This window comes from Ursidibacter arcticus (assembly GCF_009761375.1).
Lineage (GTDB): Bacteria > Pseudomonadota > Gammaproteobacteria > Enterobacterales > Pasteurellaceae > Ursidibacter > Ursidibacter arcticus.
In genome coordinates this window covers 20,613-47,066 of sequence record NZ_LEKM01000136.1, presented here as the reverse complement: position 1 = coordinate 47,066, position 26,454 = coordinate 20,613, and the positions used below count along the sequence as shown (strand labels likewise).

At 37.8% G+C, this 26,454-nt stretch carries 19 protein-coding genes and 1 pseudogene; 7 read left to right on the top strand and 13 right to left on the bottom strand.

Annotated features, from left to right (window positions below; all coding sequences use genetic code 11):
- Positions 1-112 precede the first annotated feature (112 nt).
- The 3 genes from A1D25_RS05760 to galT form a co-directional block, all read right to left on the bottom strand.
- Positions 113-1,099: a galactose-1-epimerase gene (locus A1D25_RS05760; RefSeq protein ID WP_157394735.1), complete on the bottom strand. Its 987-nt coding sequence runs from the start codon at positions 1,097-1,099 to the stop codon at positions 113-115.
- 124 nt (positions 1,100-1,223) lie between these two features.
- The gene (galK, locus tag A1D25_RS05755) at positions 1,224-2,381 is read right to left on the bottom strand and encodes a galactokinase (protein ID WP_157394734.1); all 1,158 of its coding nucleotides are present in this window, start codon (positions 2,379-2,381) and stop codon (positions 1,224-1,226) included.
- A gap of 12 nt (positions 2,382-2,393) precedes the next feature.
- A complete protein-coding gene (gene galT / locus A1D25_RS05750; RefSeq protein WP_157394733.1) occupies positions 2,394-3,446 on the bottom strand; it encodes a galactose-1-phosphate uridylyltransferase in 1,053 nt (350 codons plus the stop codon).
- A gap of 266 nt (positions 3,447-3,712) precedes the next feature.
- Between galT and A1D25_RS05745 the strand changes: the two genes are divergently transcribed.
- Positions 3,713-4,258, top strand: a complete 546-nt coding sequence (locus A1D25_RS05745; RefSeq protein WP_157394732.1) for a single-stranded DNA-binding protein — start codon at positions 3,713-3,715, stop codon at positions 4,256-4,258.
- A gap of 309 nt (positions 4,259-4,567) precedes the next feature.
- Here the strand turns inward: A1D25_RS05745 and alr are convergent, their stop codons facing one another.
- From alr to A1D25_RS05720, 4 genes are all read right to left on the bottom strand, one after another.
- Positions 4,568-5,695, bottom strand: a complete 1,128-nt coding sequence (gene alr, locus A1D25_RS05735; RefSeq protein WP_157394731.1) for an alanine racemase — start codon at positions 5,693-5,695, stop codon at positions 4,568-4,570.
- 153 nt (positions 5,696-5,848) lie between these two features.
- The gene (locus A1D25_RS05730; RefSeq protein WP_157394730.1) at positions 5,849-7,102 is read right to left on the bottom strand and encodes an HlyD family type I secretion periplasmic adaptor subunit; all 1,254 of its coding nucleotides are present in this window, start codon (positions 7,100-7,102) and stop codon (positions 5,849-5,851) included.
- A 20-nt stretch (positions 7,103-7,122) separates the two neighbouring features.
- Positions 7,123-9,315 (bottom strand): type I secretion system permease/ATPase, encoded by a 2,193-nt coding sequence (locus tag A1D25_RS05725; RefSeq protein WP_157394729.1) that lies wholly within the window; start codon positions 9,313-9,315, stop codon positions 7,123-7,125.
- Positions 9,316-9,333: 18 nt separating this feature from the next.
- On the bottom strand, positions 9,334-10,587 hold the full coding sequence (locus A1D25_RS05720) for a TolC family protein (RefSeq protein WP_157394728.1): 1,254 nt from the start codon (positions 10,585-10,587) through the stop codon (positions 9,334-9,336).
- Positions 10,588-10,902: 315 nt separating this feature from the next.
- Here A1D25_RS05720 and A1D25_RS05715 point away from each other — a divergent pair.
- Positions 10,903-11,164: pseudogene (locus A1D25_RS05715) on the top strand (transposase); the annotation flags it as partial.
- Between the two features lie 20 nt (positions 11,165-11,184).
- Here the strand turns inward: A1D25_RS05715 and lepB are convergent.
- The gene (lepB, locus tag A1D25_RS05710; protein ID WP_157394727.1) at positions 11,185-12,147 is read right to left on the bottom strand and encodes a signal peptidase I; all 963 of its coding nucleotides are present in this window, start codon (positions 12,145-12,147) and stop codon (positions 11,185-11,187) included.
- 80 nt (positions 12,148-12,227) lie between these two features.
- Complete coding sequence (gene lepA / locus A1D25_RS05705; protein ID WP_157394741.1) at positions 12,228-14,021, bottom strand: translation elongation factor 4; 1,794 nt, start codon at positions 14,019-14,021, stop codon at positions 12,228-12,230.
- Between the two features lie 277 nt (positions 14,022-14,298).
- Here lepA and A1D25_RS05700 point away from each other — a divergent pair, with 277 nt between their 5' ends.
- From A1D25_RS05700 to A1D25_RS05690, 3 genes are all read left to right on the top strand, one after another.
- Positions 14,299-16,176: a calcium-binding protein gene (locus A1D25_RS05700; RefSeq protein ID WP_162853273.1), complete on the top strand. Its 1,878-nt coding sequence runs from the start codon at positions 14,299-14,301 to the stop codon at positions 16,174-16,176.
- Between the two features lie 332 nt (positions 16,177-16,508).
- On the top strand, positions 16,509-17,192 hold the full coding sequence (locus A1D25_RS05695) for a 2,3-diphosphoglycerate-dependent phosphoglycerate mutase (RefSeq protein ID WP_157394725.1): 684 nt from the start codon (positions 16,509-16,511) through the stop codon (positions 17,190-17,192).
- A gap of 61 nt (positions 17,193-17,253) precedes the next feature.
- Complete coding sequence (locus A1D25_RS05690) at positions 17,254-17,775, top strand: hypothetical protein (RefSeq protein WP_157394724.1); 522 nt, start codon at positions 17,254-17,256, stop codon at positions 17,773-17,775.
- A 54-nt stretch (positions 17,776-17,829) separates the two neighbouring features.
- Here A1D25_RS05690 and gyrA read toward each other — a convergent pair whose 3' ends face one another.
- Entirely contained in the window at positions 17,830-20,499 is a 2,670-nt protein-coding gene (gene gyrA, locus A1D25_RS05685; protein WP_157394723.1) for a DNA topoisomerase (ATP-hydrolyzing) subunit A, read from the bottom strand.
- Between the two features lie 191 nt (positions 20,500-20,690).
- On the opposite strand from gyrA, the gene msrB reads away from it, so the two are divergent.
- Positions 20,691-21,086, top strand: coding sequence for a peptide-methionine (R)-S-oxide reductase MsrB (gene msrB, locus A1D25_RS05680; protein WP_157394722.1), 396 nt, complete (start codon positions 20,691-20,693; stop codon positions 21,084-21,086).
- Positions 21,087-21,159: 73 nt separating this feature from the next.
- Here msrB and A1D25_RS05675 read toward each other — a convergent pair whose 3' ends face one another.
- Entirely contained in the window at positions 21,160-22,194 is a 1,035-nt protein-coding gene (locus A1D25_RS05675; protein ID WP_157394721.1) for an ABC transporter substrate-binding protein, read from the bottom strand.
- Between the two features lie 125 nt (positions 22,195-22,319).
- On the opposite strand from A1D25_RS05675, the gene trmJ reads away from it, so the two are divergent.
- Positions 22,320-23,069 carry a tRNA (cytosine(32)/uridine(32)-2'-O)-methyltransferase TrmJ gene (trmJ, locus tag A1D25_RS05670; RefSeq protein ID WP_157394740.1) on the top strand — a complete coding sequence of 250 codons (750 nt, stop codon included), beginning with the start codon at positions 22,320-22,322 and terminating at the stop codon, positions 23,067-23,069.
- Here the strand turns inward: trmJ and A1D25_RS05665 are convergent.
- Complete coding sequence (locus tag A1D25_RS05665) at positions 23,066-24,193, bottom strand: anhydro-N-acetylmuramic acid kinase (protein ID WP_157394720.1); 1,128 nt, start codon at positions 24,191-24,193, stop codon at positions 23,066-23,068. The two genes, trmJ and A1D25_RS05665, sit on opposite strands and share 4 nt — an antisense overlap.
- A gap of 25 nt (positions 24,194-24,218) precedes the next feature.
- On the bottom strand, positions 24,219-26,447 hold the full coding sequence (locus tag A1D25_RS05660) for an ATP-binding protein (RefSeq protein ID WP_157394719.1): 2,229 nt from the start codon (positions 26,445-26,447) through the stop codon (positions 24,219-24,221).
- Positions 26,448-26,454: the final 7 nt, after the last annotated feature.

Sequence of the window (26,454 nt, the reverse complement as noted above, 5' to 3'; positions counted from 1 at the left end):
GACGCCACGCTGGCGTCCGAATGAAAAAAGACTTTGTCAATAATCTGAATCATTATATAAATTATTATATAATGATTTATAAAAGATGACAAACTAGCTTATATTCGTTTTGCTAATTTAAGTTAAATTGATACCGAATAAAATGTTGATAAACTTCATTTGCTTTCAAAATCCCACCCAAATGCCACCATTCTGGGTGGTTTGGCGTATCAGGGAAAAATTCAGGCTCAAGAGCAACACCCGCATAATCAGCGTAAACACCACCTGTTTTATTCGGTTGCCCTGCTAACCAATTCCCTGTATAAAGCTGTAATGCAGGCTTAGTTGTACGCAGTTCAAGTGTTATATCCGCCACAGAAAGCACTGCATCAGGCGTACAAGCGGTAAGATCTGCTGATTTTTTTGCAAGTAAGAAAGCGTGGTCGTAGCCTTTTACACATTTCTGATCCTGATCTTTTAGTAAATCCTGTCCAATAAATTTGGCTTGTCGAAAATCAAAACTCGTATTCTCAACGGCTTTTAATGCTTGATTTGGAATACCATTTTCTGCAACGGGCAAATAATAATCTGCATTGATTTGTAACTTATGCTGATGAATTGTATCTTCATTAGATAAATTAAAATAAGCGTGATTAGTTAAACAAAATGGCGTGTCTTGATTACTTATCGCATCAAAGATAACTTCAAGTTGATTATCCTTTAAACGATATTCCACATAACTTGTTACTTCTCCCCCAAATCCTTCTTCGCCATCTGCAAAAACTTTCTGAAATCTCACCGCTTGTGCAGTAGCAAACTCAACGCCCCAAACTTGCTTGTCTGCCCCTAACACACCACCGTGTAAGCTATTTTCACCGTTATTTTTAGCAAGCTGATAACTTTTTCCATTCAGCTGATAACAACCATTGGCAATACGGTTCGCATAACGCCCAACTATTGCCCCAAAATAAGCGGTCTGTTTTTGCCAATTTTCTGCAGATGTAGTTACAAGCACTTCTCGTTCTTCATTGGGTAATTTCACTAAACAAGAGAGCCAACTGGCACCTAGGTCTGATAGGGTAATTTTGAGATATTCGTTTTCAAGAAAATAAAGGTTCATATTTTGTTCTCTTTATTTATAAGGGCTAATGTAATTAGCCCCTACATTTCGGACATTTGGTTCATACGTAGGGGCATTTGGTTCATATGTAGGGGCAAAATTACATTTGCCCTAAATGAACGTTCTATTTAACTTGATGAACCCCATCACAAGCAGTACAAACATAGAAGGTTTCTTGAATCCCCGTTTGCTTCTGATAGTTTTCTGCAATTAACTGACGTAATGCATCAACTTTTTGATTTGGTACAAGGCAAACAATACAACCACCAAAACCACCGCCAGTCATTCTTGCTCCACCATCTTTACCAATTGCTACTTGTGCCAATTCAACAAGATAATCTATTTCAGGCGTGGTAATTTCAAAATCATCACGCATTGAATCGTGAGAATCTGCCATTAACACACCTAATTTCTGCATATCATTTGCTTTTAATGCCTCTACGGCTTCTAATACACGATGATTTTCACTAACGACGTGTTTTGCTCGTTTATAGGCTAACTCGTTAAGTTGCTGTAATTCAGCTGCTCTTTCAATAAATTGCTCAGGTGTAACATCACGCAATGCTTTAACACCAAAGAATTGTGCGGCTGTTTCACACTCTTGGCGGCGGCTATTATATTCCCCTGTAACAAGATCGTGCTTAACGTTAGAATTGATAATTGCAATAGAATAGCCTTGTGGTACAGGCGTTGGCGTAATATCAAGGCTACGGCAATCGATCATTATAAGATGATCTTTCTGACCCAATGCGGAAGTCAGTTGATCCATATTGCCACAGTTTGCACCAACAAATTTATTTTCTGCTTTTTGACCAATCAATGCAATTTCTGCCAGTGTTAATGAAAAATTCCCTAACACTTGGCAAGTCTTCCCGATAGCAATTTCTAATGCGGCAGATGAACTTAGCCCAGATGACATCGGCACATTACTGGTCATCGCAATATCTGCACCTTGAATAAATTCAGGGCAACGCTCTTGAATATATTTCACTACGCCACGCACATAATTTTTCCATTTATCTTCACTTTGTGGAATCGGCTTTTTAACATCAAACGCATCGGTTTCGTTAATATCAATGGCATACACTCGCCAAATAGAATCATCTCGCGGGCTAAAGCTGACTGCCATTCCATAATTGATCGCACAAGGCATAACAAAACCATCGTTGTAATCAGTATGCTCACCGATAATATTAACTCGCCCCGGAGCAAATACCGTTTGCAGTGAGTCATAACCAAAATGTTGTTCAAATTGCTGTTGTGAAAGTTCAATTGGGTTCATTTTCTCTTCCTTCTATTTATTATTTTTATAATGAATTTCATCACTAACGGCTAATAAACGTTCTGCCGCTTGCTCTGGGGTTAAATCACGCTGAGTTTCTGCCATCATTTCATAGCCAACCATAAATTTACGCACCGTTGCCGAACGTAAAAGCGGTGGATAGAAATGAGCGTGCAGTTGCCAATGAGAATTATCCGATTGATTAAAAGGGGCAAAATGGAATCCCATTGAGTATGGGAAACTAATGTTAAATAAATTATCGTAGCGAGTAGTCAGTTTTTTCAATGCAAGTGCAAGATCTTCTCGCTCTGTTTGATTTAACTGCGTAATTTGCGTGAAATGTTTTGATTTTGGTAGAAGCAAGGTTTCAAACGGCCAACTTGCCCAATATGGCACAACCGCAATCCAATCTTCTGTTTCTACCACAATTCTTTCTCTTTTTTCTAATTCACGTTGGGCATAATCAATTAACAGTGGCGAACCGTATTGCTTAAAATAATCTGCCTGACATTGATCTGCTGTGGCAATTTCATTAGGCAAGAAATTACTTGCCCAAATTTGCCCGTGAGGGTGTGGATTAGAACAGCCCATCATCTCGCCTTTATTCTCAAAAATCTGCACCCATTGATAACGCTGACTTAGCTCCGTTGCTTGAGATTGCCAAGTTTGAATCACTTTTTCAATTTCGGCTGGCGTTAAAAGTGGGAGCGTTTTGCTGTGATCGGGAGAAAAACAGATAACTCGGCTTTCGCCTTGAGTGTGTGAAATTTTAAATAATGGGTCGTGATTAGAGTCTGGAGCAGGTGTATCAGGTAAAAGTGCAGAAAAATCATTTTTAAACACAAAAGGTTCAGTATAGTTTGGATTAACTTCGCCTGTAATCCGCTTATTACTAGGGCAAAGATAACAAGTTGGATCATAACTTGGTTTCTCGTCTTGTACCAAGGCTTCTTGTTGCCCTTGCCAAGGGCGTTTTGCTCGATGTGGAGAAACTAAGACCCATTGATTTTTAAGCGGATTAAATCTGCGATGAGGGTGATCATTCAGTACAAATGTTTCATTCATATTCACTTCCTTTTCAGATACCAATTTGGTTAAAAGTATAGCGAAAATTATATCAATAAAAAATGATTTTGATCACAAAATAAAATATAACTCCATAAAATAATTATAATTTGGAGTATCTCTGCAAATAAAATTACTTCATCATTTGTCGATCATTATCGCATAATTTGAATAACTGTACAAAATATCAGTTTTATTTGATGATTTTTTTTTTGAAATCAGGCAAAATAGCTGAGATTTTATATTTCAATAATTTAGAGGATACTATGGCAAGTGTAAATAAAGTGATTATTGTGGGTAATTTAGGTAACGATCCTGAAATGCGAACAATGCCAAATGGTGAAGCAGTAGCAAATATCAGCGTTGCCACCACAGAAAGCTGGACAGATAAAATGTCGGGCGAACGTCGTGAAATTACAGAATGGCACAGAATTGTATTTTATCGCCGCCAAGCTGAAGTTGTTGGGCAATATCTGCGTAAAGGCTCACAAGTATATGTTGAAGGGCGTTTAAGAACTCGCAAATGGCAAGATCAAAACGGGCAAGATCGCTATACCACTGAAATTCAAGGCGATGTATTACAAATGTTGGGTAGCCGTAATGCACAACAAGGTAATGGATACGGTAACGATCAAAATCAAGGTTGGGGGCAACAATCAGCACCATCAAATAACTACAACCAAGGTGGAATGAATGATGGCTATGCTCAAAATCAAAGCTACAATGCACCAAAAGCTCAACCGCAACAAGCTAAACCTGCTCCACAAGCAGAACCCGCATTAAATAACTTTGATGATGATATTCCGTTCTAATATTTAACAAAAAAACATAGTAGACAAAAAGGTTGGTCTTTTTGCGAACTATGCCTCTATTGAACAAAAGAGTTGGTTTTATGATTCCCTTACCATTATTACCAACTCTTTTTATTTAAAAATCCTTCTATCCGATTTGTCGTCTTTTCAATATTTAATTTTTGGATATTTCTCATAAGTAAGTAGATATTCAAAATATCGCTTAATACTGGCATAAGTACTTCTTACATCTCGATGTTTATAAGTGCTAATCACATTACTAAATTATTTCCGTTCATTTCGAATAGAGATACCTATGCCTAAGTATCATTATTCGTCCTTATATTCAATCAGTACTCTTGGGGTGAGTTTAGTGATCAGCTCATAGTTGATTACACCGATGGTTTCTGCGACTTCTTCAATCAGTAGTTCTTCGCCCCATAAAATCACTTCATCGCCCACTTTATCTTGGCTATCAATGCCTAAATCAACGGTCATCATATCCATTGATACTCGCCCAACAATAGGAACTTTACGTCCATTGATAAAGACAGGTGTGCCTTCAGGGGCATTTCTTGGGTAGCCATCACCATAACCAATCGCAACAACGCCAATTTTGGTATCTTTCGGGCTAATCCAGCCTGCACCATAGCCGACAGGTTCGCCTGCTTTATGGGTGCGAACGGTAATTAGCGATGAAGAAAGGGTCATTACAGGTTTAAAACCAAGTTCAGTAATCGGGCGATTATGGGGGGAAATACCGTGCATTATAATTCCTGGGCGAACCCATTCATAATGGGCTTGCTGCCAATACAAAATACCACTTGATGCGGATAAACTGCGTTCTACTGAATACCCTTTATTCACTTCTTCAAATACCGCAATCTGTTTTTCACTATAACCACATTCTAATTCATCTGCTCGGCTAAAATGGCTGATAAAGCTAATGCTTGCAACTAAAGGACATTGGCTTAATCGTTGGTAAAATTCTGTTACTTGTTCAGGGTGAATACCTAAGCGGTGCATTCCTGTATCAATTTTCAACCAAACATTGACTGGAAAATAAATTTTTGTTTTGCGTTTCCAAAAACCTTTCGCTTGCTCTTTCTGCCGCTCTTGTGCCACTTGCTCTAGCATTTCTAGTTGTTCAATACAGTGAATGACTGTGTCAAAACGGCGAGATAGCGTTTTAAGCAGTTCTTCTCGGTCAAAAAAACCTTCAAGCAACACGATTTTTCCTGCATAGCCACTCTCTTGAATACTCAGAGCCTCTTTAATTCTGGCAACTCCAAAAGCATCTACCATATTTTCAATAGTTTTAGTCACACGGCGAATACCTTGCCCATAGGCGTTTGCCTTAACGACAGCACAAATTTTACTATTTGGAGCAAGTGATTTAATGAGTTTCAGATTATGGCGTAAAGCACTACCATTGATTGTTGCAGTTGCTGGTTTCATAGGATTTGATGATATAGGTTGAAAAGAAAGGTTCGATTATAAACTTTAAGTAGAAAAATGCGAATGGGATTTTAGATTACATCATTCTAAAATTAAATAAGGGATACCAAAGTATCCCTTATTACAACAACTAGTTACAACGGCTAGTTATATTTATCTCTCTTGTAATGCCTGCTTCATTCGAGTAATTGGTTTAATGAGATATTGGAATACGGTTTTTTCACCTGTTTTAATATCTACTGTTGCAGTCATACCCGGCGTAATTTCCAATACATTCCCCGCTCTATCGGTAATATTATTACGTGTAGTTTCAACCAACACTCGATAATATGCCTGATCTGGGTTTAATTTTAGTTCACTTGGTCGTCTTTCATCTTGTAGAGTATCAGGGCTGATCAACACCACTTTACCTTCAATTCCGCCATAAATTGCATAATCATAAGCACTAATTTTAACAATAGCTTCTTGTCCAGTGCGAATAAAAGCAACATCTTTCGGACTAATGTAAGCCTGAACCACGAGTTTGTCGTCAATAGGGACAATTTCTAAAATATCTTGTGCTGCTTGAATAACACCTCCAATTGTATTCACTCGGATATTTTTCACAATACCTTTCAATGGAGCTCTAAGTTGTGAACGTTCTACTGGATCTGCTCTTACCGCCATATTTTCTAAGGCTTGAGCTAATTCAGATTCCGTACGAACCAATTCTTGGTTAGCATCTGAACGATATTTATTTTTCCTTTCAGTAATTTGCTGGCTAAGCTCTAAGGATTGACGTCTTAATCGTAAAAGTTCAACTTCTGACATTACCCCACGATTAACCATAGGCTGAGTAATCGAAATTTCACGATCTAACACTTTCTTACTTTCGCTTAACCCTGCTATAGCTTCATTTAGTGTCTTTTGGCTAGCTTGATAAACTGCAAGTTCTCGTGCTTTTAATTCTTCTGATATATGTTCGGGAAAAACCAACGGAATATTGTGAGCCTCAGCTTGTAAACGAGCAGAAATTGCTTGTAAATTATTAACTTTTGCTTGGCTTTCACGAAAAATAGCCGAACTTCTTGTATCATCTAGCACCAATAATACTTGGCCTTTTTCAACAATATCCCCTTCCTTTACTCGTATTTCTTGCACAATACCAGGGTCGATACTCTGAACAATTTGATCTCGACTACTTGGAATAACGCTACCTTGCCCACGAGTTACTTCTTCAAGAGGGCTGTTATATGCCCATATTACAAAAACAACGATAAAGATAAAAAACAATACGATAACAGAAAAAGTACCTGTATGTTTTTCAACTTGTAGGGCTGCATTTAGATCATTTAATAACGGCAGATCTGCTTGTGCTATTTTTTCTTTTTCATTTTTTATACTAGGAGGTGTATTTTCTTTCTTCATTAGATTCTGTTCCTACGCTTTTAGCTATTCTCTTCTGATGATTGCTCAGACGAAGCCTCAGTAGATTTATGCTCTACTTTTTTAGTATTAGATACGTTATCTTGTTCTTGTAAATGGCGTAATACCGCATCTCTAGGTCCATCAATCACCACTTTACCTTTATCAATCACAATAATACGATCGACTATTTGCAATACTTGTGGACGATGTGTCACAACGATAAAAGTACGATCTACCGACCAACGAGCTAATGAATTGAGAACTAAATTTTCAGAATTTTGATCTAGACTATGCGTTGGTTCGTCCAGCAACACCACTCTCGGATCACGCAATGTCATACGAGCTAAAGCAACCAATTGCTTTTGACCACCTGAAAGCCCCATTCCATTTTCACCTAATGGCATATCCAGCCCTCTCGGGTGATCTTTAATAATATGATCTAATCCAAAGCGGCGAAGTGCCATTAATAATTCCTGATCTGTTGAGAAATTATCTTGGCGAGCAAGATTTAGATTCTCTCTCAATGTTCCTAAGAACAATCTCGGCGATTGTGGCAATTGAGCAATCTGACTTCTTAAGAAATTAGGGTCAAGTTGGCGAATATCCACATTATCTAAAGTTACACTTCCTTCAACAGGTTCGTATAGACCAGAGGTTAAATTTAATAATGTCGTTTTACCGCTACCCACTCTACCTAAAATACCAACACGTTCGCCCGGCTGAATTTCAATATTAACGCCTTCTAAAGCAAGATGCCCTTCTTTGCCATATTTGAATGAAACATTATTGAAATTAACCTTTCCTTCTACTCTATCTAAGCGAATATATTGATGATCTGGACGGCGTTCAGTTGGACGATCCACAATATTATTTACCCCAGATAAGGCAACTTTTGCTTGTTGGAAACGAGTGGCTAAGCCTGCAATTTGTGACAATGGTGCTAATGCTCTACCAGAAAGAATCACAGAAGCAATTAATGCCCCCATAGTAATTCTCTCACCTTCGACAGTACTGTGAATTAAATAAGTCCCGAATAATACTAAAAAGACGGTATTTAGCTGCTGCATTCCCACTGCAAAGTTAATCACAAAGTTATTGAGATCTTTCATTTTGGTCTGAATACTTGCTGTTTTCGCAGTATATTGATCCCAACGTTGTTGTGCCCAGCTTGTTGCATTATTCACTTTTAGGGTTTCAATTCCTTCTATTGCTTCTACTACTAGCCCTTGTCTTTGTGATGATTCTTTCATTGACGCTGTCATATAGTAAGCAATTTTAGGTTGTACCAATAAACCAACAATAATTACCAATGGAATTAAAATCATTGGCACGATAGCCAATTTGCCACCAATTAACCAAATCACAAAAACAAAGAGTAATAGGAATGGTAAATCAACAAGTACCAATAAACTGGCACTCGTCATAAATTCGCGTACAGATTCAAAATCCCTCAAATTATTAGCATAAGATCCTGATGAAGCAGGCTTATCCGCTAATCGAATTGACATAACTCGCCTAAAGAGAGCGGAGCTAATAATCAAATCGGCTTTTTTACCTGCAATATCGGTTAAATGCCCACGAATAAGTTTCGCAATAAATTCAAAGGTAATCGCTAAAATAACGCCGATACTTAGTACCCATAAGGTTTCATAGGTTTTATTAGGAATAACTCTATCGTAAACGTTCATTACATATAATGAACTTACTAAGGCTAAAAAGTTAATTAAGAATGTGGCAAGAATAACTTGGAAATAATAGGGTTTAAATCGCCAAATGACTTTCCAAAACCAAGCTTTAGGCAGATGATATTCGGGTAATTCTGAACGCACATCAGCCATAATTTTAGGTTTAATAAACCAACAAAATCCCAGATATCTCTCATCTAATTCTGTGTGCGATATTTTTTTTAGCATACCGTCTGTTTGACGAATATGATATTCTCGAGCCGTGCCACTACCTTCAATTTTTGTAATCACAGCTCCTTCTTCACCACCTAAAAAAACAACGACAGGAACCGCTAAAGAAGGGATACTTGTTAGTGGGCGTTTGGAGATATTATTTTCAAAACCATTAGCTTTTAATAATTCAATCAACGATGAATAATTAATACGTTGGTATTGATCTCTCACAATCTGTGCCGATAATGCTTCTTTTGCCACAGGAGAGCCTAACAGTTGAGTTGCTAATGCAACGTGTTCAATAATTGATTCCATAAAATCACTTCTTTATTTTTATAAATTTAGGTTAATTCGTTGAATACCAGCCCATTTAGCCACTTGAGCCTGAGAAATAAGATAATTCAGAGCTGCAATGCGGTAATCATTTTTAATATTCACTTCTTCTACTTGAATTTCGGTTAATTCTTTATAGGAATTAAGCACATCCAATAAAGAACGCTGCGCTATATCAAATTGCAATTCAACTGAGGATAATACCCGCTTCTGAGAAGATATCTGCTTGGATACAACTCCTAAACGACGATTATTCTGTTTCATATCAATTTCAGAACTTCTTGCTTGTTCTTGTAATTCCAACAAAATTTCTTGCAATTTAGCTTTTGCAGCAGCTTCTGAATACTGGTTATGATCAACGGAATGGTAAGCTGCGGAGTCGAAGATATTCCAAGATACACCTAAGTAAACTTCATACCCCTTATTATACACTTCACCTTGTAAATTAATTGCTGGCAGTAATTTGGCTTTAGCTGCTTTTACACCTGCTTGAGTACTCGCTAATTCTTCTTGTTGAGCTAAATACGTAGGATTCTGATTTAATGATGAATTTTTGTAGTCCGCAATAAATTTCTCAGGCTGTCTATTTGGAAATGGATCAAATAGATCATTTTCTGAAATTGGCGATTTTGTATAACGATTAATCTGGCTAAGAGAAACATTGAGTACTCGACTTTGTTGCTCAATGATAGACTCCACTTGTAGCAATCTTGATTTTGCTTCTTCTACTTCAAACTCACGACCTTCATCATAGTTTGCAATAGTTTGAATACTGCGCAAAATATTTTGATGGCGTTTTAAACTTTCTTTATACACAACAATATTTTCTTTTGCTCGCAGAGCTGTCAAATAAAGTTCTGTAATTGTTTTACCGACCTGTTCTTGCGTTTCATCTTTTTTAAATTTAAAGAAGCCTTCTTTATGACGATCTCTCTGAACTTCACTTTCAATTGCCCCCCAAGAGAATAAATTAATCTGCCCTTTTAAGGTTGGTCGAGAACTTTTTTTATCAGCTGTATCTTTATGTTTTTGTGATAATACTTGAGTATTCGCTACAGAAAGAATAGGGTAATGACCTGCCTGTGATATTTTTGTTTGTGTTTGTGCAACTGCTACATTTGCTTTCGCCTCTAATACTCGTGGGTCTTCATTGAGTGCATAGCGTAAAATATCTTGAAGTTTTGTAGAGTTTGCATTGACTGACAAGGTATAGAACATCGCCAATAATCCTAAAGATAAAGATGAGTATTTCATTGTTTATATCCTACTTTAATTGAAATTATTTAATGTATTTTCATCGTTAGTGGAAAGATTATAGATCAAATACATGATAAATAGAATTGAATTATTCCACTAAATCGCAACAATATAATCAAAGAACAAAATAGACACATAATTTTCTTACAAAATTATAATGATGCACTCTATTTTCTTCATAAATATATTTAATAAGGCATATTTAATACACTCCAGACTGATGACAAACTCTAATTTTTTGTATTCAATAAACCGATGCCAGCGTAGAATCCTTTGTATAAGAAATATCAAAAAAGACTTTATCAATAATCTAAGCATATTCATATTCTTTTGAAAATCCCCCAAATTGGCGGTATTAAGTTTTATGGAATACCTGAAAGGTAAATCCTCGCTGATAATATTTAAAAGGAATGCGAATCTGAAACATCAATCTGGAAATAAGCACTTTTGTACAAAGAGGTGCTATGTAAGTAAAGTTGGATTAAACACAAAAGTGCTGGAAGAATATATAAGAAATCAAGAAAAAGAAGATATACCAATTTTAATCCCTCTCAAAGTTCTCTACAACTTGTAGAGTTTGAGAGAGAAAATTGGTTATTTGATCGAAGTAAACATTCTTTCAAAACGTAACCCACTTGGGAACTGATTTGGTTTTTTATCCAGGCTTAACCAAATCACCGATGCTTTACCAACAAGGTTCTTTTCGGGTACAAAGCCCCAAAAACGACTATCTTCACTGTTGTCACGATTATCGCCCATTACAAAGTAATGCCCTTGTGGAACAAGCCATTCGCCAGCTGGTAAGCCTTCTTGTTGGTAGAAATAAGGTGCATAATTAAACGGTTGTGGGTTATTTAAAATTTGGTGCGTTACATCGCCTGTTTCAGTACGTTCTAATTGCATTTCACCGTGATATAAGAAATCAGGGTTTGGTTTTGCATCGCTATAAGTAAATGTGACTACTTCACCTGTGTCGCCACGAGTTAAAGTCAGATGTTGCGTTGCAAAATCGTATTTGATTTTATCGCCACCTACCGCAACAACACGTTTAATGTAATCCACGTGCGGTTGTTTTGGAGCTTTAAACACAACAACATCACCACGTTGTGGTTTACCCGTTTCAATCAAAGTATTTTGCCAAATCGGATCTTTAATGCCATAGCTAAATTTATTCACAATTAAAAAATCACCAACACGCAAAGTCGGTTCCATTGAGCCACTTGGGATTTGGAATGGTTCAAATAGAAAAGAACGTAGCACGGTCACAAAAAATAGCACCCCAAAAAGTGATGCAAAAAATTCACCCACTGCTGAACGTGGTTGGATTTCTTTCATCTCTTCATCTGTTAATGCTCTGCCTAAGCGTTTTTCTTCACGGGCGATTTTAGCCTTACGACGTGGGTCGGCACTGAATTTGTAAAATGCGAAAAACGCACCACAAATGACAACTAATGCAACTAAAATAATTGAAATCGTATTCGGCAGCTGCATTCCGTCTAACACTTTCCAAACGCCATATAAAATGGCGATAAAAATAATTGGCATAAGATTTGCCATTGGTTTCTCCTTATGTCTAATCATAAGCGGTTAGATTTGCAATATATTTTGCAAAACCAACCGCTTGCCATTTTCATTTATTAATCTTTACCCACGTGTAAAATCGCTAAGAATGCTTCTTGTGGAACTTCCACATTACCTAACGATTTCATTCGTTTTTTACCTTCTTTCTGTTTCTGTAAGAGTTTTTTCTTACGGCTTACGTCACCACCATAACATTTCGCTAATACGTTTTTACGCAACTGTTTTACCGTTGAACGAGCAATAATATGGTTGCCGATAGCTGCTTGAATCGCAATATCGAATTGCTGGCGTGGAATGAGTTCTTTCATTTTTTCTACTAACTCACGCCCACGATATGGTGCATTGGCTTTGTGGACGATTAAGGCTAACGCATCAACACGTTCACCGTTGATCATAATATCCACACGCACCATATCTGCTGTTTGGAAACGTTTAAAACCGTAATCTAACGAGGCATAACCACGAGAGGTTGATTTTAATCGGTCAAAGAAATCCAATACAACTTCGCCCATTGGGATTTCATAGGTTAAAGCAATTTGGTTACCGTGATACACCATATTTGTTTGTACGCCACGTTTTTCTACACAAAGTGTAATAACGTTACCTAAAAACTCTTGTGGAACAAGCATATTACATTCTGCAATTGGCTCTCGAATTTCTGCAATGTTGCTAATTGGCGGTAACTTCGATGGGCTATCTACATAAATAATTTCGCCATTGGTCTGTTCGACTTCATAAACTACGGTTGGTGCTGTGGTAATTAAATCAAGATCGTATTCACGTTCTAAACGCTCCTGAATAATCTCCATATGCAATAAACCTAAGAAACCACAACGGAAACCAAAGCCTAACGCTGTTGAATTTTCTGGCTCGTAGAATAAAGAGGCATCATTTAAGCTCAATTTACCTAACGCATCGCGGAAAGCTTCATAATCATCTGAGCTGATTGGGAATAAACCTGCATAAACCTGTGGTTTTACTTTTTTAAAGCCCGGTAAGGCTTCAGTCGCAGAGTGATGATGAGAAGTCAGCGTATCACCTACTGGGGCACCTAAAATATCTTTAATCGCACAAACTACCCAGCCTACTTCACCTGTTTTTAATTCGGCGGTATCAACTTGCTTTGGCGTGAAAATCCCTAAACGATCAACATTGTAAGATTGACCTGTACTCATTACTTTGATTTTATCGCCTTTTCTGATTGATCCGTTTTTAACTCGAACAAGCGAAACTACCCCTAAGTAGTTATCAAACCAAGAGTCAATAATCAGTGCCTGTAAAGGTGCATCAGGATCACCTTCTGGGGCAGGAATTTTGGCGACAATTTCTTCGAGAACTAAATCAATGCCTAAACCTGTTTTTGCTGAACAACGCACCGCCTCCATTGCATCAATGCCGACAATGTCTTCAATTTCTTCTGCAACACGTTCTGGCTCTGCTGCAGGTAAATCAATTTTATTTAAAATTGGTACAACTTCGAGATCCATTTCGATCGCTGTATAACAGTTTGCTAGGGTTTGTGCTTCAACCCCCTGCCCTGCATCAACAACCAACAAAGCACCTTCACAAGCGGCAAGAGAGCGAGAAACTTCATAAGAGAAATCCACGTGTCCTGGTGTATCGATAAAGTTTAATTGATACGTTTCACCATCTTGTGCCTTATAGTTCAATGTAACACTTTGGGCTTTAATCGTAATACCACGCTCACGCTCAAGATCCATTGAGTCTAATACTTGAGCTTCCATTTCTCGATCAGATAAACCACCACAGGTTTGAATTAAACGGTCTGATAACGTTGATTTACCGTGGTCGATATGTGCAATAATTGAAAAGTTACGAATATTCTGCATTTTCATAAGGGCAGCGAATGTCCTATTTGTTGTAAGTTAAAAGAAAAATAATCGGCAGATTGTACCTGAAATTAGCAAAAAATGTAAAAGGAAAGCGGTGAGTTAGTGTGAAAATTTTGCAATTTAAACCTAATTAATCCCAAAGTATTTCTATATCAAGCATAACCTGAATATATCTCATTCATAATCCACATTGTTTTGTAAATTCTCTTCTATGGTAATATAGTGATTAGATATAATTTATCTAGCTCCTATAATGATAATAACAGAGGATTCTATGGGATTTTTTGATTACAAAAACTTTGATAAAAAAACAGCTACTACCCTAGCAAGCGAAAGCTCTAAATTAGCTATTTATACTAACGCCGCCTATTTTATGGGACTTCCTGGTGCCAAGCTATTAAATTTTTTAGGCTCAATCAGTGGTAGCTACCATTCAAATAAAGTTAATATTGCTCCACCTAAAAATTGGCGGGAAATTGAACCCCACGAGCTAGGTTTGCCACAATCCAGTAAAGATAAATTTGGCTATTATACCTTTGAAAGTCCAGTTTGGGGAAAACCGCTTATTACTGGAGGCCCTCAAGCTAAAATTTTTGGTAAAACTGACACTAATGGCAAAATCACACAAGTGTCTATGGTATGGTCTGGCACTAATGATTTATTAGATATTGCTGATTATTTCCACCTCAATTCGGGTAAAGTCGTTCCACCAATGGAACCTCTGCTCAATACATTAAGAGAGTATGCCATTTCACAAGGGTTAAATGGAGAAGACGTTCTTGTGACCGGTTATAGCTTAGGCGGTGGCTTAACTAACCTAATGGCAAAATATAGAGAAACACTCGCTGACGGTTTCTATAAAGATTCGAACTATTTTGGTTATGCTTCACCATATATCTATGATAATGCTGATGTTATTTTTAATATGGGATTTGAAAATGATGCGGTGTATCGAATTTTAGGCGACAAAAATACATTCAAAGAATCTATTCAAGATCTACAAGGCTTTTTTGTCAATCCAGATAAAGCATTTTCAAGTGGTGCAGATAATGTCGTTTCTTTTAACAATAATTATGCCTCTTTTATTTGGTCTCAAAAACTTGTATCAATCCTTAACAGAACACTAGGTGGTTGGTCTGCCCACGCAGATGGGGTTAGAAGCGATATGATTGATCGTATTATTAACTCTGAGTTTTACGATTATATGCATAAAGATAGCACCATTGTTATTGATCATCTTTCGGCTTTAAACCGTTGGTACACCTGGGTTAAAGATAAACCACAACAAAAAATGAGTGAAGGTCGTTCAACATTCATTATTGGGAATGAATACAATAATTTGCTTGAAGGTGGTAAGGGACACGACTACATTGAAGCAAGAGGTGGAAACGATAAAATTAAGACTGGTGTAGGATTTGATCGAGTAGATGGAGGAACTGGTGTTGATACGGTTATTTTAGACGGCTCTAGATTGAATTGGAATTTCTATCGTCTAAAAGATGGCACGCTGTTTGCTAATGCAAATGAAAGAACAGGATTAAAACAGCTTGATAACGTAGAAAAAATTGCATTTTCAAAAGAATTACGCAGTTTAATTAGTGCTTACGACATTAAAGAAGATCATCTACAAGATAATCGTTATCTTATTAAGTCACGCAATCAAAAAATTGGCTATAAATCTCACATAGAAGGAACCGAAAATGATGACTCTTTAACAGGAAGAGTGGTTTTTGGCAAAGAAGGCGATGATCAATTATCTGCTCATCATAAATATGGCAGCTTACTTCACGGTGGTGAAGGAAATGATATTCTTATCGGAAAAAATGGGAGTGATGAAATTTACGGTGCAGAAGGTAATGATTACATCTTCGCTGGTGCTGGGCAAAACCTTGTTTATGGTGGCGTAGGTAATGATATTTTTGCATTCGGTAGCCAATCTAAAGGAAGAACAATTATCAGAGATTTTAACTCTCATTCGGGAGATAATGATAAACTACTGTTTTCTAAAGAATTATTCTCATCAGCTGATGATGCGCTAAGTTCGATGAAACAAACAGGCAAAGATGTTACTTTCACAAGTAAAGGCGTTTCTGTTCTTATTCAGAATACTCTTATCAGTGAGTTAGATTATTCTAATGTTGGTATTCTATAATTTTTGTAAAGATAGGTGGAAGCACCTATCAGATTATTGACGAACTTATTTCGTGTAGGGTGGGCTTAAGCCCACCATTTTGTAACTTATTGATTTTAAAGATGGTGGGCTAAAGCCCATCCTACAGATTTTACGTTCTTTTGAAGTTTGTCATCAGTCTGATAGGTAGAAGTACCTATCTTTTTTACATTACCTTTCTAACAAATTAATCTTTTCTTTGCGAAAAATCAGCTTTCCTATAAAGATTATCATTGATGATATTTTAAAATGGGCAAATTTTTGCTATAAAGAGCGGGTTTCAAATTCAATTTACATTCTTAATAGGAGAACTTATGGAATTAGTATTTATTCGTCACGGTTTTAGTGAATGGAATGCTAAAAATTTATTTACAGGCTGGCGTGATGTTAATTTAACAGAACGTGGTGTTGAAGAAGCTAAAGCAGCAGGTAAGAAATTACTTGAAGCAGGCTATGAATTTGACATCGCTTTTACTTCTGTTTTAACTCGTGCCATCAAAACTTGTAACATCGTGTTAGAAGAGTCCAACCAACTATGGATCCCACAAGTGAAAAACTGGCGTTTAAACGAGCGTCACTATGGTGCATTACAAGGTTTAGACAAAAAAGCAACCGCTGAACAATATGGTGATGAGCAAGTTCATATTTGGCGTCGTTCTTATGATATTTCTCCACCTGATTTAGATCCACAAGATCCGAATTCAGCACATAACGACCGCCGTTATGCACACTTACCAAAAGATGTTGTTCCAAATGCGGAAAACTTAAAAATTACACTTGAGCGTGTATTACCATTCTGGGAAGATCAGATTGCTCCTGCTCTACTTTCAGGTAAACGTGTTCTTGTGACTGCTCACGGTAACTCACTTCGTGCATTAGCAAAACATATTATTGGTATTTCTGATGAAGAAATTATGGATTTTGAAATCCCAACAGGTCAGCCATTAGTGTTAAAACTTGACGACCAGTTAAATTTTGTTGAGAAGTTCTATTTATAATAAAATCTGGGGCTGATAGTATTTCAGCCTTTATTTTTAAATATCGAAAAAAGAAAGATCTATGAAAAAAATTAAGCTACTCCCATTATTTTTCACCCTATCTTTAACCTCCTGTATTGCTCCAACAACAAACTATTATTTTGATTCTAGTGCTCTGTCTTCTAGAATTTACAATAAGTTTTGGGCAATGGAACCTAAAGACGATATTGCTAATATTATGCAAATTAAACCTGACGGTTCAGCGACTTTATATCGCTATAGCTGTGATAAATTCAACAATTATAAAACTAAGAATAAAGGGAACTTAGGACAACTAGTTGAATATATAGCAAATCAGGCAGAGCAAAAACAAAAAGGTTCTGGAGATTTAATTAGAGAGTTTGTCAAAATTGAACGCTATAAATTAGAAACAATAGGAGCAAATGAAATTAAATTACATGCTATTATTGTAGGTGGATTTTCTAGTATAAAATTTAATACAGTGAGTCACAAGCACTTAACTGCCACACAGAATATATTAGGAATAACAAAAAACTTTAAATATACAGCTGTACCAACCGCATACACTCCTAAATGTTCATAATAACTGTAGAAGATCAAACTGGTAGTTTGATCTTCTACAATTTAAGTTCAACTCTTATTCTTCCACTTCTGCTGAAACTTCATCACTCTCTTCGCTGTCAATTTCACAAATTCGCTCTAAACTTACCACTTGTTCATCTTGAGCAGTACGAATAATGCGTACCCCTTGAGTGTTTCTACCCACTAAGCTCACTTCATTAACACGAGTACGAACTAGTGTGCCTGCATCAGTAATTAGCATAATTTGGTCATTTTCTTCAACTTGAACTGCTGCAACCACTTTACCGTTACGTTCGTTCACTTTAATTGAAACAACCCCTTTTGTTGCACGAGATTTAATCGGATATTCACTTAAAGCAGTACGTTTACCATAACCATTTTGCGTTACGGTTAGAATTTCGCCTTGGGTATGCGGAATCACTAAGGATACCACTTTATCGGCGGTTAAATTAACACTTGATGTTTCTTCTGCATCTTCATTTTCAACAGTTTCAATTTCCACCTCTTCTATCTCATCAGTAGAAATTTCTGTGGTAGCTAATTTAATGCCACGCACACCTGTTGCGACACGTCCCATTCCACGCACTTGGGTTTCCGCAAATCGAACAACACGCCCTTGTGCAGAGAAGAGCATTATTTCGCTTTCACCATTAGTAATATCAACCCCGATCAACTCATCGCCTTCGCGAAGTTTTAACGCAATCAGACCGCTTGATCTCACATTGCTAAAGGCATCTAACGATACTTTCTTCACCGTTCCACTTGCCGTTGCCATAAAGATAAATTTGTCTGCACTAAATTCACCATTTGGAACAGGTAAAATAGCCGTAATACGTTCATTTTCTTCTTTTACCAGTGGCAAGATATTAACAATTGGTGTTCCCCTTGCGCCACGACTCGCTTGTGGAAGTTGGTAAACCTTCAGTTGATATAAACGTCCACGGCTAGAGAAACAAAGAATGGTATCGTGAGTATTCGCCACTAATAAACGCTCAATGAAATCATCTTCTTTCATTTTCGTTGCAGACTTACCCTTACCGCCACGACGTTGGGCTTCGTAGTCGGAAAGTGGTTGATATTTCACATAACCTGCGTGAGAAAGCGTCACAACAACATCTTCCTGAGCAATAAGATCTTCTAAATTGATATCACCTGATGCGGCGGTAATTTCGGTACGGCGTTCATCACCAAATTCCGCTTTCACTTTTTCTAGCTCTTCACGAATAACTTCCATTAAACGTACTGGGCTATTTAAGATGTGTAATAACTCACCGATAATCACTAAAATTTCTTTATATTCATCTAGAATTTTTTCGTGTTCTAACCCTGTTAAACGATGTAAACGTAATTCAAGAATTGCTCTTGCTTGCGTTTCAGAAAGGAAATATTCGCCATTGCGTACACCGCAATTTTCTGGAGCATCATCAGGACGAGCAACATCAACGCCAGCAGCTTCAAGCATTGGAGAAACATTGCCTAATGCCCAAGAGCGAGAAAGTAGTGCTTCACGCGCTTCATCTGCAGTTTTAGAATGACGGATTAACTCAATGACAGGATCGATATTTGCGAGTGCAATTGCCAAACCTTCTAAGATGTGAGCTCGTTCACGCGCCTTGCGTAATTCAAAAATAGTACGGCGAGTAACCACTTCTCTACGATGTAGTACAAAAGCTTCGATAATTTGTTTTAGATTAAGCACTTTTGGCTGACCGTGATCCAGTGCCACCATATTGATACCAAAGGTAACTTGCATTTGCGTTAGGGCGTAAAGGTTGTTTAAGACTACTTCGCCAACTGCATCACGCTTAATCTCAATCACAATGCGTAAACCATCTTTATCCGACTCATCACGCAACTCGCTGATCCCTTCCACTTTTTTATCTTTGACCAATTCTGCAATCTTTTCGATCAATTTTGCTTTGTTCACTTGGTAAGGAATTTCGGTAACGATGATTTGCTCACGACCTTTAGCGGTAGTTTCAACACTCGCTTTTGCACGCACATAAATTTTTCCACGACCTGTACGATAAGCATCTTCAATCCCTTTACGTCCATTGATAATGGCTGCCGTTGGGAAGTCAGGGCCTGGAATATGTTGCATTAGTTCTTCAATACTAATTTGATCGTTTTCAATATAAGCCAAGCAACCGTTTAATACTTCATTTAAGTTATGAGGTGGAATATTTGTTGCCATTCCCACCGCAATCCCCGATGAACCGTTCACTAACAAAGCTGGAATTTTTGTTGGCAATACATCTGGAATCATCTCTTTGCCATCATAGTTTGGCGAGAAATCAACGGTTTCTTTATCTAGATCAGTGAGCAACTCTTGGGTAATTTTTTGCATACGGACTTCGGTATAACGCATTGCCGCAGGTGCATCGCCGTCAATTGAACCAAAGTTCCCTTGCCCATCAACTAACATATAGCGTAATGAGAACGGTTGAGCCATACGCACAATAGTGTCATATACCGCTGAATCACCGTGAGGGTGATATTTACCGATCACATCACCAACCACGCGGGCAGATTTTACATAAGGCTTGCTCGCGGTGTTGCCACTCTGATCCATTGAGAACAACACTCGGCGGTGTACAGGTTTTAAGCCATCACGCACATCGGGTAAAGCACGTCCGACAATGACTGACATTGCGTAGTCAAGGTAAGATGTTTTCAGCTCTTCTTCAATACTGATGGGGGTAATATCTTTGGCTAATTCGCTCATTGAAATTTCCTAATCACGTTACAAAAAATCCCCATTTTCTCAGGGGCAAAAATTGGACGAGAGTATAACACAAAAGCGACATAAACGGGGGATTTTCCTAATACGAAAAATCATTCAACCTTTTTGCAAAAAAACGCTAAAATGTCACTGCTTATTCTCAGAATAACAACAATAGATAAAAGGAGTGAACAATGATTAAAGATATTGACGAACTAACAGAAGAACAGATTGAAATTTGTTTAAACAGCGGTACAGAAAGACCATTTACAGGCAAATTCTTAAATGAAGATAGAGTGGGGACTTATCGTTGTGTACGTTGCCATAATGCACTTTTCCGCTCTGACACTAAATTTGATGCAGGCTGTGGCTGGCCAAGTTTTTATGAAACGATATCAGAAACATCGCTACGTTATTTAGATGATTACAGTTTAGGTCGCCATCGTACTGAAATCCGTTGCGGACACTGTGATGCTCATATGGGACACGTTTTCCCAGATGGCCCACCGCCAACAGGATTACGTTTCTGTTTAAATTCTGTCGCATTAAATTTTAAATGGGACGAAACAGGCGAAGAAATTGATGGGTAAATAAAATTAGCAGATACAGTATTTTAATTAATTATAAGAACTGTATCTGCCCAAATTTAAATAAAAAGCACTATTACTTCGCTAATTTAACTTCTGATAACCACTTATCAACTAAGCGTTTTCCTTCTTCGCTTGAACCAAAACGTTCAAAGTCTAATTCCACTAATTTAACACCGGATAATTTAACCGATTGTGGAGCCACTTCTGCGTTCACATTGGTTGGAATTTGATAAACACCGTGTTCACGCCAAGGAATTTCTTGAGCTTCTTTAGATAATACCCAATCCATAAATAGTTTTGCGTTATCTAAATTTCTTGCTCCCTTGATAATACTGCTTCCCCCTAACGCATACCCGACTCCATCTTCAGGTAATACGGCTTCAACAGGTGCACCTTTTTCTTTTTCAGTGGCATAGCTATGTACAAATCCAACGGTAGCTGTACTTTCACCACGAGATAAATTGGTCGTCACTAGGCTACTTTTTACATATTGAGAAATGTTAGCATCAAGTTGCTTTAAGTATTCAAAGGCTTTTTCTTCACCCCATAACTGAATTAACGTTGCGATAATGGTGTAAGTTGTGCCAGAAGTACGCGGATCAGGTAACTGTACTTCCCCTTTCAATTTAGGGTTAAGTAAGTCTGCCCATTTTTTAGGTGCTTCAATGCCTAACTTCTGTAATTTCTCGGTATTTACCCCAAAACCAAGAACGAGCATATAAACAATAGAAGTAAAATCACCTTTTTTGCTGTCCATTAAGTTTTTAAATTCAGGTAAGATTTCAGCTTGATTGGGTGAGCGGTAAGCTTCTAATAAACCGAGTTGCCCTGCTTGGAAATGAGGTTCGATTGTGCCACCATACCAAATATCAGCTTGTGGGTTATCTTTTTCCGCTTTAATGCGTGCAAAAATAGTACCTGTTCCACCGTGAATAAATTGGGTTTCTACATTGTATTTCTGCGAGAATTTTTTGGTCATATTTTCACAGACGTTATTTTGAACAGTACAGTAAACGGTTAATTTACCCTCTGCATTTGCATTGCTTGTAACAAACAGCGGACTTGCAAGGCATAGGCTTGCGACTAATGACTTGAATTTTCTTTGCATTTCACATTCTCCTTCAAATGAAATTAAAGTGTAACATCTACGCAAACGATTGCAAATAATCACTTAGATATAATCTATGCTAAAATAAGCTAACTTAACCTATTGATGTAATTAGTGATGTAATGATGGACTTACTCAAGCAAATTCAAATTGTACTTGTTGAAACTTCCCATAGTGGCAATATCGGCTCAACTGCTCGAGCGATGAAAACAATGGGGCTATCACATTTACGTTTAGTTTCCCCCAAACAAGAGATTGATGAACAAGCAATCGCACTTTCCGCAGGGGCAAAAGACCTCCTTGAGCAAGCTCAAGTTTTTAACAGTTTTGATCAGGCGATTGCCGATTGCCAGTTGGTTATTGGGACAAGTGCCCGTTTACGTCATTTACAAAGCAGTTTAATTGAGCCAAGAGCCTGTGGCGAACTCGCTATTCAACGAGCAATACAAGGTAAAGTCGCCATTGTCTTTGGACGTGAGCGAGTCGGTTTAACAAATGAAGAGCTACTAAAATGCCACTATCATTTAAACGTACCAACAAACGCTGAATATGGTTCATTAAACTTGGCTATGGCTGTGCAGTTAGTGAGCTATGAAGTGCGAATGGCGTGGTTAAATTTTTCCAAAAACTTGCAAAAAAGCCCACAAAACTCACCGCTTGTAGAGAAGGCTAACATCAACTACCCTTCGGCTGAATCATTGGAGCATTTTTTCAATCATACTGAGCGATTATATCGTGAGTTGGGGTTTATCCGTAACGATGCAGTAATGTTAAAACTCCGCCGTCTTTATCAACGTTGCGAATTAGAAACAGCGGAATTAAACTTATTAAGGGGAATGCTTACTTCAGTAGAAAAAAAGATACACCAAGATTAGCTGGTAAAAATTACCCCTAAACTCACCGCTTGTGTTGCACCTGTGACACTTGGAAGATTAGAAGGCAAATGATGAATGCGTTGATAAGCTAACCACGCAAAAGCGGCAGCTTCCACATAATCAATATCCAAACCATATTCTATGGTGGTACTTACTGTCCAATGAGGCAGTAATGCGGTAATTCGTTCCATCAGTAGTGCATTCCTTGCTCCGCCACCACAAATTAACAATACGCAAGGTAGATGTTGTGGATTATTGATTTTTTGTAAGGCATCTGCAATCGTCTGAGCGGTAAACTCAAGCAAAGTTCGCTGTACATTCTCCGCAGGAATACTCGGCAATATTGCGTGATATTTCGCCAATTTTTGTTGTAACCACTGAAGATTAAATAGCTCACGCCCTGTGCTTTTGGGCGGCGGTTGTTGAAAAAAGGGTTCATCGAATAGCATATCTAATAACTGTTGGTCAATCTGCCCTGTTCTTGCCCATTCACCATTTTGATCAAACCGCTTACCTTGTTGGGTTTCGATCCAAAGATCTAATAATGTATTACCTGCTCCAATATCGTAGCCAATAGTTTCTTGCTTGGGAGCTAATAGTGATACATTACTAATTCCACCAATATTTAATACCGCAGTAATCCGCTGTTCATCTGCAAAAAATGCTTGATGAAAGGCTGGTACTAAAGGTGCACCTTGCCCACCATATGCCATATCTTTACGGCGAAAATCCCCCACCGTTGTAATACCTGTTTTTACTGCAACTAAGTGCATATCGCCAATTTGAGTGGTAAAAGGAAACTGAGATTGTGGTGAATGCCAGATAGTCTGCCCGTGGCAACCAATTGCTTCAATTTGAGATGTTTTTAATCCTAGTTTAGCTAAAAACTGGTTGATACACTCTGCATAAAGCAAACCCAGTTGATGATCGACTTCGCCAAGTTGTTGTAAAGTAACTTCGCCTTTCTTTACTATTTCTCCAATAGCAAAACGAAGTGGCTCGGGCATTGATGTAAAGTCTGATGCGATCAATTTTGGTGGTGTTTGAGCAAAATCCATTAATGCTAAATCCACACCATCTAGGCTAGTACCTGACATTACGCCAATATAGTATGCTGTTGCCATTATTGTTCCTTCGTTTGTGTATTCGTTATGCAATATTTTCGACCCATTCTACCGCTTCAGCTAAATCAGCTTGCCAATTTTGTTGAAGTTGTGCCACCCATTCTGCGATATGTTGTTGCCACTCTTCACCATTATCAGTTTGAGCAAGCTGTGCTACTTTTTGCAATTTAATTAAGCCAACCGATGCTAATGCACCCTTGATTTTATGAGCTTCATCAGCAGTGGCTTTGCGTTGCTGTTCATCGTTCGTTTGTTGCCATTGCTGTAAATACTGGTTGAGATAATTGAGATAATCGGGCATCAATTTTGCAAAGAGTTCAAAATTAGCTAATACCGCTTTTTTTCCCATTACTTCGACTAATTCGCCCAAAATGCGACAATCGAATGCTTGATTATCTGCACGCTGACTTGCTACAAGCGGGCGGTTTTCACTCGAATTTTCCAAAAATCCTTCATCGAAATGGCGGTTTAAACAATCGGCTAAAGCTTCTAATGAAAGTGGTTTACGCAGAATATCGTCCATTCCTTGTTGCTGATATTCTGTTTTAGTCTGCATAATGTTAGCGGTTAAAGCCACCAATAGCGGTAAATAATCTACATCACCATTTTCGTAACGTTCACGCAGTTTTTGAGCAATTTCAAAACCAGTCATATCGGGTAATTGAATATCTAATAGAAGTAGGTCGTAGCTATTTTTATCAAATAACTCAAAGGCCTCTGCCCCTGTCATTGCGACATCTACATCACACCCAAATTTATTAAGCATTGCCTTTGCCACGACAATATTGACTTCGATATCTTCAACTAACAACACCTGTAAAGCGTGTTTGTTTATAGACATTTCCTGTTTTGCTGAAACTTCGTTTGCTTGAATAGTTAAAGTAAAAGTTGCCCCTTCATTCGGCTTACTTTCAACCGTTAAATCGCCTCCCATTAACTTCGCTATACGTTTTGAGATCGCCAATCCGATACCGCTACCAATCGCTTTTTTGCCATCTTCACTCTCAACTTGGTAGAACATTGCAAAAATTTTTCGTTGATCGCTCTTTTTAATGCCGATCCCTGTATCTCGTAAAATAAAGCCAAAATGATCCTGATCATAACGAACAACTTTTAGATAAATATCACCACCAGCAGGAGTAAATTTCACTGCATTGCTAACCAAATTCCACAAAATTTGGCTAAGACGGGCATTATCTACATAAATGAAAGGGGGTAAATCGTGAGCATACTCAATGTGGAATTTAATTTTTTTCTGCTCAGCCATCAAATTAGCAAAGTGGCTAATGTTACTGATGAGCTGTGAAAACTCTATTTCGCTACGAAATAGTTCAATACGGCGACTATCAATTTTTTCTAGGTCGATAATATCGCTAAAAATATGCCCCAATGATACCGCACTAACGTTGATCGTTTTTAAATATTCTCGCTGTTGTTCCGACAATTCCCCTTCCAATAAAATACGACTTAACCCAATAATGCCATTAAGTGGGGTGCGTAGCTCGTGGCTAATTGTCGCCATCAATGTCGTTTTATCTCGGCTATTTTTTTCGATAACTTCTTGATAACGCTTGCGTTCGGTAATGTCTCGACCAAATCCCATAATACAATGGCGATCTTGTACTCGGTCATAATAAGGCACTTTGCGAATTTCAAAACAAGCTAATTTATTATTAGGGTATCTGATCCATTGTTCATAAGTTACCCCCATATTTGTATCGAGAGTTTCTTTATCTGTGGACATTATCAACTTAGCGGTTTCGTCCGAATAAACATCGGCTGGCATTAAATTGATCAGCTCTTTTTCTGTTTTACCCGTCAGCAATTCCATTGCTTTATTACTACCTAAAAAATGCCCTTGTTCATCACGATAAAAAACTAAATCTGGCGAGGCATCAAAGAAAGAACGTAAAAATTCCGCTTTCTGTTCTAATTCCACATTTAAACGAGCATCTTGTTCTCGCAATAATGATAAATCTTCTAGCGACTGTTCTAACCGCATTCGAGAGCGTTCTAGTTTTTCTACAATTAAATTGTAAAAATAGAGTACAAAAGGAGCGGAAATTAAGCCAAAAGCAATAGAACGAAAAATATCATTTGCTTGAATATCCCCTGTGAAGATCAAACTTAATAGCATCTGAACCACTATTGCAAAAACCGCCAATACGACTAATCCAAGCAATGCCGCCCAGCCTTTTCCTAAACGTAAAACCCAGTTTACATAGTTTTGCCCATACTGTTTCAGATTTTTCATTATATGA

What these genes read in the sequence shown, in the direction of transcription:
- A1D25_RS05760 (WP_157394735.1), bottom strand. Translation starts at nt 1,099, where the DNA reads ATGAACCTTTATTTTCTTGAAAACGAATATCTCAAAATTACCCTATCA.
- galK (WP_157394734.1), bottom strand. Translation starts at nt 2,381, where the DNA reads ATGAACCCAATTGAACTTTCACAACAGCAATTTGAACAACATTTTGGT.
- galT (WP_157394733.1), bottom strand. Translation starts at nt 3,446, where the DNA reads ATGAATGAAACATTTGTACTGAATGATCACCCTCATCGCAGATTTAAT.
- A1D25_RS05745 (WP_157394732.1), top strand. Translation starts at nt 3,713, where the DNA reads ATGGCAAGTGTAAATAAAGTGATTATTGTGGGTAATTTAGGTAACGAT.
- alr (WP_157394731.1), bottom strand. Translation starts at nt 5,695, where the DNA reads ATGAAACCAGCAACTGCAACAATCAATGGTAGTGCTTTACGCCATAAT.
- A1D25_RS05730 (WP_157394730.1), bottom strand. Translation starts at nt 7,102, where the DNA reads ATGAAGAAAGAAAATACACCTCCTAGTATAAAAAATGAAAAAGAAAAA.
- A1D25_RS05725 (WP_157394729.1), bottom strand. Translation starts at nt 9,315, where the DNA reads ATGGAATCAATTATTGAACACGTTGCATTAGCAACTCAACTGTTAGGC.
- A1D25_RS05720 (WP_157394728.1), bottom strand. Translation starts at nt 10,587, where the DNA reads ATGAAATACTCATCTTTATCTTTAGGATTATTGGCGATGTTCTATACC.
- lepB (WP_157394727.1), bottom strand. Translation starts at nt 12,147, where the DNA reads ATGGCAAATCTTATGCCAATTATTTTTATCGCCATTTTATATGGCGTT.
- lepA (WP_157394741.1), bottom strand. Translation starts at nt 14,021, where the DNA reads ATGCAGAATATTCGTAACTTTTCAATTATTGCACATATCGACCACGGT.
- A1D25_RS05700 (WP_162853273.1), top strand. Translation starts at nt 14,299, where the DNA reads ATGGGATTTTTTGATTACAAAAACTTTGATAAAAAAACAGCTACTACC.
- A1D25_RS05695 (WP_157394725.1), top strand. Translation starts at nt 16,509, where the DNA reads ATGGAATTAGTATTTATTCGTCACGGTTTTAGTGAATGGAATGCTAAA.
- A1D25_RS05690 (WP_157394724.1), top strand. Translation starts at nt 17,254, where the DNA reads ATGAAAAAAATTAAGCTACTCCCATTATTTTTCACCCTATCTTTAACC.
- gyrA (WP_157394723.1), bottom strand. Translation starts at nt 20,499, where the DNA reads ATGAGCGAATTAGCCAAAGATATTACCCCCATCAGTATTGAAGAAGAG.
- msrB (WP_157394722.1), top strand. Translation starts at nt 20,691, where the DNA reads ATGATTAAAGATATTGACGAACTAACAGAAGAACAGATTGAAATTTGT.
- A1D25_RS05675 (WP_157394721.1), bottom strand. Translation starts at nt 22,194, where the DNA reads ATGCAAAGAAAATTCAAGTCATTAGTCGCAAGCCTATGCCTTGCAAGT.
- trmJ (WP_157394740.1), top strand. Translation starts at nt 22,320, where the DNA reads ATGGACTTACTCAAGCAAATTCAAATTGTACTTGTTGAAACTTCCCAT.
- A1D25_RS05665 (WP_157394720.1), bottom strand. Translation starts at nt 24,193, where the DNA reads ATGGCAACAGCATACTATATTGGCGTAATGTCAGGTACTAGCCTAGAT.
- A1D25_RS05660 (WP_157394719.1), bottom strand. Translation starts at nt 26,447, where the DNA reads ATGAAAAATCTGAAACAGTATGGGCAAAACTATGTAAACTGGGTTTTA.